The sequence below is a fragment of the Streptomyces sp. CC53 genome, assembly GCF_001865245.1.
GTDB lineage: Bacteria > Actinomycetota > Actinomycetes > Streptomycetales > Streptomycetaceae > Streptomyces.
The window spans coordinates 82,648-96,588 of sequence record NZ_MKXB01000157.1 but is presented as its reverse complement, the minus strand read 5'-3'; the positions used below and the strand labels follow the sequence as shown (position 1 = coordinate 96,588).

General features: G+C 72.6%; 16 protein-coding genes. 13 read left to right on the top strand and 3 right to left on the bottom strand.

Annotated elements, in window-relative coordinates:
- Window positions 1-16: 16 nt before the first annotated feature.
- Genes sufD through BJP40_RS18195 form a run of 6 tightly spaced genes read left to right on the top strand, consistent with a single transcriptional unit; the run spans window position 17 to window position 4,343 of the window.
- The gene (sufD, locus tag BJP40_RS18220; RefSeq protein WP_071274900.1) at window positions 17-1,192 is read left to right on the top strand and encodes a Fe-S cluster assembly protein SufD; all 1,176 of its coding nucleotides are present in this window, start codon (window positions 17-19) and stop codon (window positions 1,190-1,192) included.
- Window positions 1,192-1,509 carry a bifunctional 3-phenylpropionate/cinnamic acid dioxygenase ferredoxin subunit gene (locus BJP40_RS18215; protein ID WP_071274897.1) on the top strand — a complete coding sequence of 106 codons (318 nt, stop codon included), beginning with the start codon at window positions 1,192-1,194 and terminating at the stop codon, window positions 1,507-1,509. The genes sufD and BJP40_RS18215 overlap by 1 nt, the downstream gene beginning before the upstream one ends.
- A gap of 7 nt (window positions 1,510-1,516) precedes the next feature.
- Window positions 1,517-2,281: a Fe-S cluster assembly ATPase SufC gene (gene sufC / locus BJP40_RS18210; protein WP_071281261.1), complete on the top strand. Its 765-nt coding sequence runs from the start codon at window positions 1,517-1,519 to the stop codon at window positions 2,279-2,281.
- Window positions 2,278-3,534 carry a cysteine desulfurase gene (locus tag BJP40_RS18205; protein WP_071274891.1) on the top strand — a complete coding sequence of 419 codons (1,257 nt, stop codon included), beginning with the start codon at window positions 2,278-2,280 and terminating at the stop codon, window positions 3,532-3,534. The genes sufC and BJP40_RS18205 overlap by 4 nt, the downstream gene beginning before the upstream one ends.
- Before the next feature lie 15 nt (window positions 3,535-3,549).
- Window positions 3,550-4,005, top strand: a complete 456-nt coding sequence (sufU, locus tag BJP40_RS18200; RefSeq protein WP_071281260.1) for a Fe-S cluster assembly sulfur transfer protein SufU — start codon at window positions 3,550-3,552, stop codon at window positions 4,003-4,005.
- Entirely contained in the window at window positions 4,002-4,343 is a 342-nt protein-coding gene (locus tag BJP40_RS18195; RefSeq protein WP_071274885.1) for a metal-sulfur cluster assembly factor, read from the top strand. The genes sufU and BJP40_RS18195 overlap by 4 nt, the downstream gene beginning before the upstream one ends.
- Before the next feature lie 74 nt (window positions 4,344-4,417).
- Here BJP40_RS18195 and BJP40_RS18190 read toward each other — a convergent pair whose 3' ends face one another.
- Window positions 4,418-5,809: a hypothetical protein gene (locus BJP40_RS18190; protein ID WP_079171271.1), complete on the bottom strand. Its 1,392-nt coding sequence runs from the start codon at window positions 5,807-5,809 to the stop codon at window positions 4,418-4,420.
- 161 nt (window positions 5,810-5,970) lie between these two features.
- Here BJP40_RS18190 and dapD point away from each other — a divergent pair, with 161 nt between their 5' ends.
- Together dapD and BJP40_RS18180 are read left to right on the top strand one after the other, a co-directional pair.
- Window positions 5,971-6,954, top strand: a complete 984-nt coding sequence (gene dapD, locus BJP40_RS18185) for a 2,3,4,5-tetrahydropyridine-2,6-dicarboxylate N-succinyltransferase (protein WP_071281259.1) — start codon at window positions 5,971-5,973, stop codon at window positions 6,952-6,954.
- 101 nt (window positions 6,955-7,055) lie between these two features.
- A complete protein-coding gene (locus BJP40_RS18180; protein ID WP_071274880.1) occupies window positions 7,056-7,262 on the top strand; it encodes a hypothetical protein in 207 nt (68 codons plus the stop codon).
- Here the strand turns inward: BJP40_RS18180 and BJP40_RS18175 are convergent.
- Complete coding sequence (locus BJP40_RS18175) at window positions 7,252-8,142, bottom strand: 4-hydroxy-tetrahydrodipicolinate synthase (RefSeq protein ID WP_071281258.1); 891 nt, start codon at window positions 8,140-8,142, stop codon at window positions 7,252-7,254. The two genes, BJP40_RS18180 and BJP40_RS18175, sit on opposite strands and share 11 nt — an antisense overlap.
- Before the next feature lie 153 nt (window positions 8,143-8,295).
- On the opposite strand from BJP40_RS18175, the gene BJP40_RS18170 reads away from it, so the two are divergent.
- The 4 genes from BJP40_RS18170 to BJP40_RS18155 all read left to right on the top strand — a co-directional run bounded on the left by BJP40_RS18170 (window position 8,296) and on the right by BJP40_RS18155 (window position 10,057).
- Window positions 8,296-8,685: a phage holin family protein gene (locus BJP40_RS18170; RefSeq protein WP_071274877.1), complete on the top strand. Its 390-nt coding sequence runs from the start codon at window positions 8,296-8,298 to the stop codon at window positions 8,683-8,685.
- Window positions 8,682-8,951, top strand: a complete 270-nt coding sequence (locus tag BJP40_RS18165; RefSeq protein ID WP_071281257.1) for a DUF3618 domain-containing protein — start codon at window positions 8,682-8,684, stop codon at window positions 8,949-8,951. The genes BJP40_RS18170 and BJP40_RS18165 overlap by 4 nt, the downstream gene beginning before the upstream one ends.
- Window positions 8,948-9,256, top strand: coding sequence for a DUF4235 domain-containing protein (locus BJP40_RS18160; RefSeq protein ID WP_071274871.1), 309 nt, complete (start codon window positions 8,948-8,950; stop codon window positions 9,254-9,256). The genes BJP40_RS18165 and BJP40_RS18160 overlap by 4 nt, the downstream gene beginning before the upstream one ends.
- 84 nt (window positions 9,257-9,340) lie before the next feature.
- Entirely contained in the window at window positions 9,341-10,057 is a 717-nt protein-coding gene (locus BJP40_RS18155; protein WP_071281256.1) for an antibiotic biosynthesis monooxygenase, read from the top strand.
- Window positions 10,058-10,075: 18 nt separating this feature from the next.
- Here the strand turns inward: BJP40_RS18155 and BJP40_RS18150 are convergent, their stop codons facing one another.
- A complete protein-coding gene (locus tag BJP40_RS18150; protein WP_071281255.1) occupies window positions 10,076-11,908 on the bottom strand; it encodes an endonuclease/exonuclease/phosphatase family protein in 1,833 nt (610 codons plus the stop codon).
- 286 nt (window positions 11,909-12,194) lie between these two features.
- Here BJP40_RS18150 and BJP40_RS18145 point away from each other — a divergent pair, with 286 nt between their 5' ends.
- The gene (locus BJP40_RS18145; protein ID WP_071281254.1) at window positions 12,195-13,673 is read left to right on the top strand and encodes a hypothetical protein; all 1,479 of its coding nucleotides are present in this window, start codon (window positions 12,195-12,197) and stop codon (window positions 13,671-13,673) included.
- Window positions 13,674-13,941 lie beyond the last annotated feature (268 nt).

Here is a 13,941-nt window from a genome sequence, read left to right as displayed (position 1 = left end):
AGAAACCACGACAGCCATGGCTGACAACATCCCGGTCGGCTCGACCACCGCCGGCTCCATCGCGGTGGCCGCAGAGTCGACCGTCGCCACCCGCATGAGCGCCCCGCCGTCCTTCGACGTCGCGGACTTCCCGGTCCCGCACGGCCGCGAGGAGGAGTGGCGGTTCACCCCGCTGGAGCGCCTGCGCGGGCTGCACGACGGCACCGCGACCGCCACCGGGGAGGGGGTACGCGTCGAGGTGACCGCGCCCGACCCCGTCACCGTCGAGACCGTCGGCCGTGACGACGCCCGGCTCGGCAAGGCCGGCACCCCCGTCGACCGGGTCGCCGCCCAGGCGTACTCCGCGTTCGAGAAGGCCACCGTCGTCAGCGTGCCCAAGGACGCCGTGCTCACCGAGCCGGTCCGCATCGGCGTGCACGGTCAGGGCGGCACCTCCTTCGGCCACCTGGCCGTCGAGGTCGGCGCCTTCGCCGAGGCCGTCGTGGTCCTCGACCACACCGGGGACGCCGTCCTCGCCGCCAACGTCGACTTCCGCCTCGGCGACGGCGCCAAGCTGACCGTCGTCTCCGTGCAGGACTGGGACGACACGGCCGTCCACTGTGCCCAGCACAACGCGCTCGTCGGCCGCGACGCCTCCTTCAAGTCCGTCGTCGTCACCTTCGGCGGCGACCTCGTCCGCATCCACCCGCGCGTCGAGTACGCCGGGACCGGCGGCAGCGCGGAGCTGTTCGGCCTGTACTTCACCGACGCCAGGCAGCACCAGGAGCACCGCCTCCTCGTCACCCACAATGTGCCGCACTGCTCCTCGAACGTCGCCTACAAGGGCGCCCTCCAGGGCGAGGAGGCGCACGCCGTGTGGATCGGCGACGTCCTCATCCAGGCCGCCGCCGAGGGCACCGACACCTACGAGCTGAACCGGAACCTCGTCCTCACCGACGGGGCCCGGGTCGACTCGGTGCCCAACCTGGAGATCGAGACCGGCGAGATCGCCGGCGCCGGCCACGCCTCCGCCACCGGCCGCTTCGACGACGAGCAGCTGTTCTACCTGATGGCCCGCGGCATCCCGGAGGCCGAGGCCCGCCGTCTGGTCGTCCGCGGCTTCTTCGCCGAGCTGGTCCAGCAGATCGGCCTCGCGGACGTCGAGCAGCGGCTCATCGAGAAGATCGAGGCCGAACTGGAGGCATCCGTCTGATGGCCTTCGTCCGCGCCTGCTCGCTCGGCGAGCTGGAAGAGGACACCCCCAAGCGGGTGGAGATCGACGGCACGCCGGTCTCCGTCGTCCGCACCGGGGGCGAGGTCTTCGCGATCAACGACATCTGCTCCCACGCGAACGTCTCCCTCTCCGAGGGCGAGGTCGAGGACTGCGCCATCGAGTGCTGGCTGCACGGCTCCAGCTTCGACCTCCGCACCGGCAAGCCGTCCGGTCTTCCCGCGACGCGCCCCGTCCCCGTCTACCCCGTACAGATCGAAGGGGACGATGTGCTCGTCTCCGTCACCCAGGAGTCCTGAGTCACCCATGGCAACGCTTGAAATCCGCGACCTGCACGTCTCCGTCGAGGCCGAAAACACCACGAAGGAGATCCTCAAGGGCGTCGACCTGACCGTGAAGCAGGGCGAGACCCACGCCATCATGGGCCCCAACGGCTCCGGCAAGTCGACGCTCGCCTACTCCCTCGCCGGTCACCCCAAGTACACGGTCACCGGCGGCACGGTCACCCTCGACGGTGAGGACGTCCTGGAGATGTCCGTCGACGAGCGCGCCCGCGCCGGCGTCTTCCTCGCCATGCAGTACCCGGTCGAGGTCCCCGGCGTCTCCGTCTCGAACTTCCTGCGCACCTCCGCCACCGCGATCCGCGGCGAGGCCCCCAAGCTCCGCACCTGGGTCAAGGAGGTCAAGGAGGCCATGCAGCGCCTCAACATGGACCCCTCCTTCGCCGAGCGGAACGTCAACGAGGGCTTCTCCGGCGGTGAGAAGAAGCGCCACGAGATCCTCCAGCTGGAGCTCCTCAAGCCGAAGATCGCGGTCCTCGACGAGACGGACTCCGGCCTCGACGTCGACGCGCTGCGCATCGTCTCCGAGGGCGTCAACCGCGTCCGCGAGACCGGCGAGGTCGGCACCCTGCTCATCACGCACTACACGCGTATCCTCCGTTACATCAAGCCGGACCACGTGCACGTCTTCGCCGGCGGCCGCATCGTCGAGTCCGGTGGCCCCGAGCTCGCCGACAAGCTGGAGTCAGAGGGCTACGAGGCGTACACGAAGGGCGGCGCATCCGAGTGACACAGCTTCCGGGCCTCCTCGACACAGAGGCGATCCGCAAGGACTTCCCGATCCTCGACCGGGTCCTCCACGACGGCAAGAAGCTCGTCTACCTGGACAACGCGGCGACGTCCCAGACGCCGCGCCAGGTGATCGACGCGGTGAGCGAGTACTACGAGCGGCACAACGCCAACGTGCACCGCGGCGTCCACGTCCTGGCCGAGGAGGCCACGGAGCTGTATGAGGGCGCCCGCGACAAGGTCGCCGCCTTCATCAACGCGCCCAGCCGCGACGAGGTGATCTTCACCAAGAACGCCTCCGAGTCGCTGAACCTGGTGGCGAACATGCTCGGCTGGGCCGACGAGCCCTACCGCGTGGACGCCGAGACCGAGATCGTCATCACCGAGATGGAGCACCACTCCAACATCGTCCCGTGGCAGCTGCTGTCGCAGCGCACCGGCGCGAAGCTGAAGTGGTTCGGGCTGACCGACGACGGCCGCCTCGACCTGTCCCGGATCGACGAGGTCATCACGCCGAAGACGAAGATCGTCTCCTTCGTGCTGGTCTCCAACATCCTCGGCACCCTGAACCCGGTCGAGGCGATAGTCCGCCGCGCCCAGGAGGTCGGCGCGCTCGTCCTCATCGACGCCTCGCAGGCCGCCCCCCACATGGCGCTGGACGTCCAGGCCCTGCAGGCCGACTTCGTCGCCTTCACCGGCCACAAGATGTGCGGCCCGACGGGCATCGGCGTGCTGTGGGGCCGCCAGGAACTCCTGGAGGACCTGCCGCCCTTCCTCGGCGGCGGCGAGATGATCGAGACCGTCTCGATGCACTCCTCCACCTACGCCCCCGCACCCCACAAGTTCGAGGCGGGCACACCACCGATCGCCCAGGCCGTGGGCCTCGGCGCGGCCGTGGACTACCTCGACTCCATCGGCATGGACAGGATCGCGGCCCACGAGCACGCGATCACCGCGTACGCGATCCAGCGCCTCCAGTCGGTGCCGGACCTGCGGATCATCGGCCCCTCCACGGCCGAGGACCGCGGCGCGGCGATCTCCTTCACGCTCGGCGACATCCACCCCCACGACGTGGGCCAGGTGCTCGACGAGCAGGGCATCGCGGTCCGCGTCGGCCACCACTGCGCCCGGCCCGTCTGCCTGCGGTACGGAATTCCTGCGACCACGCGAGCGTCGTTCTATCTGTACTCCACGCCGGCCGAGGTCGACGCCCTGGTGGACGGCCTGGAGCACGTCCGCAACTTCTTCGGATGAGGGGCTGACGCTTCGGTGAAGCTGGATTCGATGTACCAGGACGTCATCCTGGACCACTACAAGCACCCGCACGGGCGGGGCTTGCGGGACGGGGACGCCGAGGTGCACCACGTCAACCCGACGTGCGGCGACGAGATCACGCTCCGCGTGAAGTACGACGGGACCCGCGTCGCGGACGTGTCGTACGAGGGCCAGGGCTGCTCCATCAGCCAGGCGTCCGCGTCGGTGCTGAACGAGCTGCTCGTCGGCAAGGACCTGGCGGAGGCGCAGCGGATCCAGGGCACGTTCCTGGAGCTGATGCAGTCCAAGGGCAGGATCGAGCCGGACGACGCGATGGAGGACCTCCTGGAGGACGCCGTCGCGTTCGCCGGGGTCTCCAAGTACCCGGCCCGTGTGAAGTGCGCGCTGCTGAGCTGGATGGCGTGGAAGGACGCGACCGCCCAGGCGCTGGGCGAGGAGAAGACCGCATGAGCGAGAACGAGACCTCGGTGCCGATGAAGCCCGCGACCGAGGAGGAGGTGCGCGAGGCGCTGTACGACGTCGTCGACCCCGAGCTGGGCATCGACGTCGTCAACCTCGGCCTCATCTACGGCATCCACGTCGACGACTCCAACGTCGCCACCCTGGACATGACGCTCACGTCCGCGGCCTGCCCGCTGACCGACGTCATCGAGGACCAGGCGAAGTCGGCGACCGACGGCATCGTCAACGACCTGCGCATCAACTGGGTCTGGATGCCGCCGTGGGGCCCGGACAAGATCACGGACGACGGCCGCGAGCAGCTGCGGGCCCTGGGCTTCAACGTCTGACCGCCGCCGCGACGCAGCAACGGCCGTGCCCGCCGGGAGCGATCCCCGCGGGCACGGCCGTTGTCACAGGTACGTCAGACCGCGGGCGGCGGACCGTACGGGCCGCCGGCGTACGGCGCCGTGCCCGGCGCGGGCAGCGTCACGCCCGCGGAGTCGGCCAGCGCGGCGGCCAGGTTCTCCGTACGGATCCGGCGGTCGATGTAGATCAGGCCCTGGACCAGCGAGGGGAACACCGAGGCGACGATCTGGGATATCGCGAAACCCACCAGGAACAGGGCCGCCATCACCAGGATCGCCGCCACGGGGGCGTCCGAGCTGTCACTCGGCAGCAGGATGAGGAAGGGCACCAGGCCGACCAGCTGGAACACCATCTGGATCACCCAGGCCAGGGCGCCCGCGATCAGCCCGCCGACGAGGGTGAACCCGAACACCCTCCACCACGTACCCTCCACCAGGCGCGCAGAGCGGCGCATGGCCTGCACCGGGCCGAGCCGCTCCAGGACGGCCGCCGACGGCGCCAGACTGAACCGCACCCACAGCCAGGCGGCCAGCGCCATCACGCCCAGCACCGCGGGCACACCGATGAGCCACACCCAGGGCGCGCCGTCGGAGGCCGCTCCCAGGGCCGCGACCGCGACGATCACGGCGACCACGGGAAGCGTCACGCACAGCGAGGTCAGGACGATGGCGCCCAGGACCGCCCACATGCGCGCCCACGACTGGCGCCACAGCATCGCGAACCGCACCGGTCCGCCCACCACCGCCATCCGCAGGGCCGCGGGGCCGACGGCGTAGAGGAGCGCGCCGGCGACCGCCGTCCCCAGGAACGCGCACACGTAGAAGACGACGAGGAACAGGATCACCGGCGCAGCGTCGAAGACGGTGTCGTCCGCCTCCAGGGTCAGCATGTCGCCGGCCGTCGCCCCGAGGGTCAGGAACCCGACCAGGAACACGGCGCCGAGCAGCGCCAGGAGCAGCCCGAAGACGGCGAGGCAGAAACCCGTCAGGGCGGCCCACGCGCGCCACAGTGTGCTGAAGGCGCCGCCGAGGACGTCACCGAGCCCCAGCGGCCCCAGCGGGATGACCCCGGGTTTCGGTGGTCCGGGCGGTCCCGCCCAGCCCGCCCAGCCGCCGTTGCCGGGCGGCCCGTACGGGCCGGGCGCCCCGTACGCGGCGTAACCGCCGTGACCGGCGTATCCCTCGTGCCCGCCGGGGCCCGGCAGGCCCGGCCCGTCGGCCCCCTGCGGCGGGGCGGACGCGGCGGCGGTCGAACCGGACCGCGGGTCGGACCGGTCGGTGGGCTCGGGTGCGGTGGGGCTCTGCGACGGGTTGGGCCGGTCGGTGGCCTCGGGTGCGGTGGGGCTCTGCGACGGGTCGGGCCGGTCGGTGGGCTCCGGCGTCGTCGGGCCCCCCGTTCCGTCCGCTCTCCTGTCGTCTTCGTGCGCCCCCGTGGAGTCCTGCGCCATACGGATGTGCTCCTGTGTTCGATCCCCCGGATTGACCGGGACACGTTAACCGGGGATCGCCCTCGCGCGGCAGGCGGGGCGGCCCGAGCAGCCGGGCTGGGCCCGGCCCGGCCCCTGAGACCGGTTCGCACACGGCGTGCCTCGCCGGTTAGGTTCGGGTCATGACTTCTGCACCTCGCACCACCGGGGCCGTCGCCGCCGGCCTCGCCACGATCGCCGGCGACGGCACCGTCCTCGACACCTGGTTCCCCGTTCCCGAGCTCGCCGAGGCGACCGGTCCCGCCGGTACCGAGCGCCTCACGCCGGACGAGGCCGTACGGTTCCTGGGCGACGGAGCCGCCAAGGCCCTCGGCGTGGACGCCCGCCGCGGCGTCGAGGTCGTCGCCGTCCGCACCGTGATCGCCTCGCTGGACGACAAGCCGCTCGACGCGCACGACGCCTACCTGCGCCTGCACCTGCTCAGCCACCGGCTCGTCCGGCCGCACGGGCAGAACCTGGACGGCGTCTTCGGGCTGCTCGCCAACGTCGCCTGGACCAGCCTCGGCCCCGTGGCCGTCGACGACATCGAGAAGGTGCGCCTCAACGCCCGCGCCGACGGCCTGCACCTCCAGGTCACCAGCATCGACAAGTTCCCGCGTATGACGGACTACGTCGCTCCCAAGGGCGTGCGCATCGCCGACGCCGACCGCGTCCGGCTCGGTGCCCACCTGGCGGCCGGCACCACCGTGATGCACGAGGGCTTCGTCAACTTCAACGCCGGCACCCTCGGCACCTCCATGGTCGAGGGCCGGATCTCCGCCGGCGTCGTCATCGGCGACGGCTCCGACATCGGCGGCGGCGCCTCCACCATGGGCACGCTGTCCGGCGGTGGCAACGTCGTCATCTCCATCGGCGAGCGCTGCCTCGTCGGCGCCGAGGCGGGCGTGGGCATCGCCCTCGGCGACGAGTGCGTGGTAGAGGCGGGTCTGTACGTCACGGCCGGCACGCGCGTCACCATGCCCGACGGGCAGGTCGTCAAGGCCCGCGAGCTGTCCGGCGCCTCGAACATCCTCTTCCGCCGCAACTCGGTCACCGGGACCGTCGAGGCCCGCCCGAACAACGCGGTCTGGGGCGGCCTCAACGACATCCTGCACAGCAACGACTGAGCCGCCGTCACCTTTCGTGTGACCTTCCGTGACCTCCTGGCCGCCGGGCAGATGAACAGGTCGACGCAGGGTCACATGAAACGGTCAGGTGAGGAGCGGACATGAGGATCGGCCGGGTCGCCTTGGTCGCCGGGGCGGCCGCCCTGGCGGCGGCACTCACGGGCGGGAGCGCCCATGCCGACGAGAGCAACACGCACTCCCACAACGGGCCGCGCGTCGCACTCGTCAACGCGGGGCAGATCGACGACCCGATGGAGGACGTGCTGGAGCACGTCGCCGTCCTCGGGAGGAACCTCATCATCGACTGAGGGCGGCCGCCAGGTCCCCGTACACCCGCCGCAGCCCGTCGACCGCGTTCCGGTCGGCGGGCTGCAGCGGTTCCCGCACGGGGCCGGCGTCCAGCAGCGCCTTCGCGGTGACCGCGCCCGGCAGCCCGGCGGCGGTCATCCGCTCGACGAGCGGCAGCAGCAGCCCGTTGCGCCGGGCCGCCTCCGCGGTGTCGCCCGCGTCGAAGGCGTCCAGCACCGCGCGCACCGCGCCGGGCGCCACGTTGGCCACCGTGCTGACGCAGCCCGCGCCACCGACCGCGTACAGGGGCAGGTTCAGCTCCTCGCACCCCGAGTAGAAGGCGAGGGAGGAACCCGCGATGACCTTGGTCGAGCCGAGCAGGTCGTACGCGCAGTCCTTCACCGCCACGATCCTCGGGTGCTCGGCCAGCCGCAGCATGGTCTCCGGCTCGATGCGCACGCCCGTGCGGCCGGGGATGTCGTAGAGCATGAGCGGCAGGCCCGTCGCGTCCGCCACGCGGCGCACGTGTGCCTCCACCGCGGCCTGCGGCGGCCGGCTGTAGTACGGGGGGAGGACGAGGAGCCCGTCGGCGCCGGCGTCCTCCGCCTGGCGGGCCAGCTCCGCGGTGTGGGCCGTGTCGGCTGTGCCGACCCCGGCCAGCAGCACCGCCGAGGGGCCCACCGCGTCCCGTACCGCCCGGATCAGCGCGCTCTTCTCCGCGTCGGACGTGGTGGGCGACTCGCCCGTGGTCCCGGAGAGGACGAGCCCGTCGCAGCCGTCCGCCAGCAGCCCGGCGGCGAGCCCGGCGGCCCGGTCGAGGTCCAGTGACCCGCCCGTGGCGGTGAAGGGCGTGACCATCGCGCACAGGACGCGGCCGAAGGGCGTGCTCTCGTTCGTCATCCGCGCAGTCTTCCGGCGGGAACGCTCCACGTCCACTTAGATGTGCTCCGGTGACGGTGAAGCAATGCTCAACCGTGGTGGCGGCCCGCATGCAGCGGACAGCGGGGGGTACCCGGACGTCCCTCAGATGGCGACGAAGGGAGGCGGTCGGTCGTGGCCGGAGAACCCTCGGTCGGTGAGCTGGTCAAACGGGCGTCGGAGCAGGTGGCCGACCTGGTCAGGCTGGAGGTGCGCACCGCGCGGGCGGAGCTGACGCAGAAGGGCCGCCGCGCCGGTGTCGGCGGCGGACTGCTCGGTGCGGCGGGAGCCGTCGCCTACGTCGGTCTCATCGCCCTCGCCGGCACCGCCGTGGCGCTGCTCGCGCTGGTGCTGGACGTCTGGGCGGCCGCGCTCATCGTGACCGGTGTGCTCTTCCTCTGCGCGGGTGTGCTGGCGTTGCTGGGGCGGGCGCAGGTGCGCCGTGCGGTGCCGCCGGTGCCGCAGCGCGCCCTCGACGGCGTCCGCTCCGACGTGGACGAGATCAAGGAGAGGGTGCACCGATGACACGTCCCGACGAACTGCGCCTCGAAGCGGCGCAGAAGCGGCAGGAACTGGTCGAGACCCTGGACCAGCTCATCGCCAGGACGGATCTGCGGGCCCGCGCCGCCCACGCCGTGCACGGCGAACGGCGGCCCGTGGTCCTGGTCGCGGCCGCCGCGGGGGGCGCGGTGGTGCTCCTGGCCGCGGTGCTCGCCGGCCGTGCCGCAGTGCACGGGGCGGGCGCGTCCCGCAGGGGAGGGCCGCGGGCCCGGTGGGGAGGGGGGCGATGAGCCGCACACCCCCGAAGCCGAAGAGCAAGCGGAAACAGAAGCAGAAGGTGCTGTACCGGCCGGTCGGCCTGCTGCTCGGCATGGCGGCCGGCGCGGCGGCCAGTGCGCTGTTCACACAGATCTGGAAGGTGGTGGGGCGCGGCAGCGACGCCCCAGACGCGCTGGACGAGGACCGCGACTGGCAGGAGGTGCTGCTCGCCGCGGCCCTCCAGGGCGCCGTCTTCGCGGCGGTCAGGGCGGCCGTCAACCGCAGCGGTGCGGTCGGCGTTCGCAGGCTCACCGGGACGTGGCCTTCCGGGTCTTGACCTCAAGTCCGCTTCAGGTCGGAGAGTGGAGGACGTCCGGCCGCGCCGAGGGACGCGGCCGGACCCGACCGAGGAGGCAGACCCGTGACCGTGCACGTCCAGCCCCACTCCCGCCCCGACCTCACCCGCCCGGACGCCGGGCTGGTCATCGCGACCACCTGGCGCGTCGGAACGCCGGAGCGTCAGCAGGCCGCGGTGGACGCCGTCGCCCGTACCTGGGCGCGGCGACCCTGGCCGGTCGCGGGCCTGCTCTCGTACAGCGTGCTCGTGGGGGACGACGGGGACCGGCTGCTGCACTACTCGCAGTGGGGCTCCGAGGAGGACTACCACGAGCTGGTGCGGACCCAGCGCGGGCCGAGGAACGCCGAGATCGACGCCGCGGTCCCCGGCATCGACCGCGCCTCGTTCCGGATGTACGAGCGCTACCGCAGTGGTGCTGCCGTGCCGGGCGACCAGCGGGTCCCCGGCTGCGTGGTCGCCGTGGACGTCGAGTTCGACGGTCCCGACCCGGCACGGCGGAGGGCCTGGGTGGACGCGGTGTTCGAGGCGCTCTCCACTGATCCGGCCCCGCATCCGGGCGGCATCTCCGCGCACTTCCACGTCAGCCTGGACGGCACGCACGTCCTCAACTACGCCGAATGGGAGACCGTCCGGGCCCACGAGGAGGCCCTGGCCGCCCCGGCCGGCCAGGGCATCGGGGCGGGTACCCCGCAGTGGCGCCGCGTGCAGCACTACCCGGGGCTCGTGCGCAGCACCGTGCGGCGCTACACGCCCGCGCTCAGCATGAGCCCGGGCGTGTAGCGGGGGCGCCCGGCGGCGTCACGGCCGGAAGCGCAGCACCTGCGGGTCGTGGTCGCTGTTCTGGTCGGCGAACTCGGCGTTGATGTGCACGCTGTCGTACGCGAAGCGGCGGATCGCCGGGCTCGTCAGGATCTGGTCCAGCACCTGGCTGTTGCCCTGGTAGACGTACGAGTACCGCTCGGCCGCCGGCAGGGACAGGATCGCCGGGTACAGCGCGCCGCCGTCGGTGAGGATCTTCGTGGTGTCCGAGAACTCGAAGTCGTTGATGTCGCCGAGGACGACGACCTTCGCGTTCCGCTGGACCGCGAGGACGTCCTTGACGAAGGAGTTCACCACCCGGGCCTGCTGGTGGCGCTCCACCTCGGAGGAACGGTTCGGCGGCTGCTGGTGGGAGACGATCGACTGGTCGCCGCCCTTCGAGCCGAAGTGGTTGGCGACGACGATGACCCGCTTGCCGCGGAAGAAGAACTCGCCGGCCAGCGGCTTGCGGCTGTTCTCCCAGGCGGCGTCCGACGGGGCGATGCGGCCGGGGGAGTGGGTGAGCGTCGCCTTGCCGTACCGCTTCACCACACCGGTCGCGGTCGTCGCGTCCCCGCCCCTGCGGTCCACGAAGGCCACGCGCTCCGGGTTGAAGAGGAACACCTGGCGGATGTTGCCGCCGGGCTGGCCGCCGTCCTTCTTGTCCTCGGGGTCGATGCCGCGCCACTCGTACGCGGGACCGCCGGCCGCGACGATCGCGTCCGTGAACTTCTTCAGCGTCTCGTCGGCGGCGACCGTGCCGTCGTCCTTCGGCCCGCTGTTGTCCTGGATCTCCTCCAGGGCCACGATGTCGGGCGAGGCGAGGTTCTCGACGACGCCCTTCGCGAGCGCGTCGAACTTGCCCTGCGGGTCGCCCGGGTCGAGGTTCTCCACGTTGTACGTGGCGACCGCGAGCTCCTTGTAGTGCTGCTCGCGGGTCCGCTCGGGGCGCAGTCCGCGGTCCTCGACGGTGACGGCGGAGCGGGAGGCGAGGGTGTAGCCGCCGTACTGGTTGAAGTCCAGCGGGCCCTCGGCGCCCCCGGCGAGCCGGTCGCCGACGTTGGCGTCGGGGAAGGGCTGCTGGGCGGTCGGGACCAGCGACTGGACCTTCAGCCGGCCGGTGTTCTGGGCGTCGTACGAGCCGTAGCGGGTGCCGCCGCGCCGGGTGGGGTTCTCGCGGGGCTTCACGGTGACCCAGAGCTCGCTGTACGCGCTGGCGCCGACGACCCGCGACTCCCCGATGCGGACGTTGACGCCCTCCAGGGACTCGTAGTAGTCGAGGGCGTACGCGGACGGCCTGAGCGGCAGGCCGTTGATGGAGCCGCCGGCGGCCGGGTCGCCGTCCGGCGTGTACGCGGCGGGGACGCTGTCCGCGGTGATGACGACCGGCTCGGGGACGGCGTTGCCGGAGGACAGGACGGTGACCTTGGGGCGGGAGATCTGGGTCAGCGACTGGTTGCCCGAGTTCAGGCCGCCCGGCACGTACTCGGTGACCGTGCCGGAGACGGTGACCGCGTCGCCGACGGCTACGGTCGGGACGGAGCCGGTGTAGACGAACAGGCCCTCACTCGTGGCCGGATCGCCGTCGGCCTCCGGGTCCTGGAACCAGAACCCCTTAGACCCGTACGTCCGCACACCGGTGACGATGCCCGGTACGTCCGCGACCTGGCTGCCCACGAGCGGGGATATCCGGGTGGTGCCCTGGATGTCGTGGATGCGGGGCGCGCCGGTGGTCTCTGCCGCCGAGGTGGTGGCCCCGGCGAGCAGGCCGGCGGCCAGCGCGGTGGCGACGACGGCCGAGACGGCTGCGGTTCTCGGCAAGGAGGAAGCCATGGATGAAGCTCCAAGGAAGGGTGGGAGGTGAGGTGTTGAGTGGCGGAAAGCAGTGGGGTGACCCCGCGGCCGCTCTACGCGCGTCAATCTCCGGTCAGAGCCCCCAACTTGTCAAGGGCTTGCGGGTGTAGTGGGCCTGACAGACGGATGAACCGTCGGAGATGCCCTCGAATGCGTCTACGCTGGGATCCGTTTGGCCCATCCGCGCCTGCGTGGGGGGTGATGCGCGGCCGTACGCGTGCGGTCGGCGCGCCCGCACGCCGACGTGCCCCGAGGAGAGTCCCTGATGCCCGCAAGCCCCCCGCCCCTGCCGCCGGTGCGGCTGCCCTCGGACGCCGTACTGGCCCGGGACGCCCTGGCCGCACCGCTGCTGACCCGCGCGGTACGGCTCGCCCGCTGGGCGGGGCCGGCCACGCGGGTCGGCGCGGGCGGCGAACTCGTCGACGCGCAACTGGCCGAGGCCGCGAGCGTGCTGGGCCTGCCGGACGACGAGGACGGCGAGGCCGATGCCAGCGAGGCGTGGCGGGTCGCCGTCGACACGGGGCTCGTCACCGTCCGCGACCCGGAGGCCGGCGCGGAGGCGGACGAGGAGGGCACCGTCGAGCCCGGCGGGATGCTGCCGCTGGTGACCGGCGGCGCCCCCCGCGACGTGCTCGGCCTCTGGCTGGACGGCCTGGAGACCGTCTGCGCCGACGCCGCCACCCCCTTCTTCGACGATCCCGAGGCCCTCACCGGTCTCGTCGGCGAGGACGGGGAGATCGACTTCGAGGCCCTGGACTGGGACCCCGAAGCGGAAGCCGAGTTCCTGGACGGCGTCCTCGCCAACCTGTACCTGCTCACCGTCGCGGAAGGCGGCTCCGGGGACGCCCCCGTGCCACTGCCCGCTCTCGCCGCGTCGATGGTCGTCCCGCCCGACGACATGGGTGAGCCCTCCGACGCCGTCCTGGAGCAGGTGTCGGAGGTGATGATGCGGCTCGACGACCAGTTCCGGCTGCTGGAGCCGATGGGAGTCGTCGAGTACCGGCCGGTCGACGAGGCCCTGCTCGGCGAGGACGCGCAGGAACCGGACGCCGGAGCCGCCGGGGCGCCCGACGTGGACGACGAGGACGTCGCACGCTACGGCCTCGTCCGGCTGACCCCGCTCGGGCTGTACGGCATCCGCAGCCGGCTGCTGGAGTCGGGCGTCGACGCCCCGGCCGTCGGCGACCTCGCCGAGCGGGACGCCGCCGCGCTGCTCACCGCCGTGGCGGCGTTCCCGCAGGACGCGGCCCGCGCGGAGACCGAGCTGTGGCTGGCCCGCCGGGCCCCGCTGGCGGCGGCCCGGGAGCTGCTCGCCGGGGCGAAGGGCGCCGACGCCGCCGGCCCGCTGCGACGGCTGCACTGCCAGCAGGCCCTGGCGCTGGTCGGCGCGGACGCCGAGCCCGCGGTGCGGGAGGTGCTGGACGACCCCGAACTCGGCGGGCTCGCCCGGGTGTGGCTCGTCGAGCGGGGGGCGTCCTCGGTGCCCGCGCCGCCGGAGGAGATGGTGTTCTGGCTGACGGTCGACACGATCGCGGCCCAACTGGCCGCGGACGGGGACCTGTCGGAGCTGACGGACCTGATCGAGGGGCTGACCGGCCGGCACAGCGGCTTCTTCGAGCAGGCGTGGCGGGTGGACCACCCCGCGACCGCGGAGGTGCTGGAGGCCGTGGGGCGCCTGCACCGGGACCGGCGCCTGGCGAAGGACGCGCGGAAGGCCGCGTTCAAGGCACGCTCCCGCGCCTGACCGGGGCCTAGGCGGGCCGCCTCACCACGTGTGCCCGGTGGGGTGCGGGGTCACCTCCGGCGCGCCCTCGCGGGCACGGGCCGGTCGGGGCCGCCGGGCAGCCGCGCGGCGGTGGGCGCGGAGACGACGGTGTCCGGCAGGGGCGCCTCGGTCGGCGAGGAACTGCCCGGCCACTCCGCGGGCCCTCCGGGGCTCCGCCGTGCGGCGCCGGGGCGCCGGGTGGACGCCGCCGCGCGCGGCCCGCGCCGGCGACCAGCCGGGGGCGCAC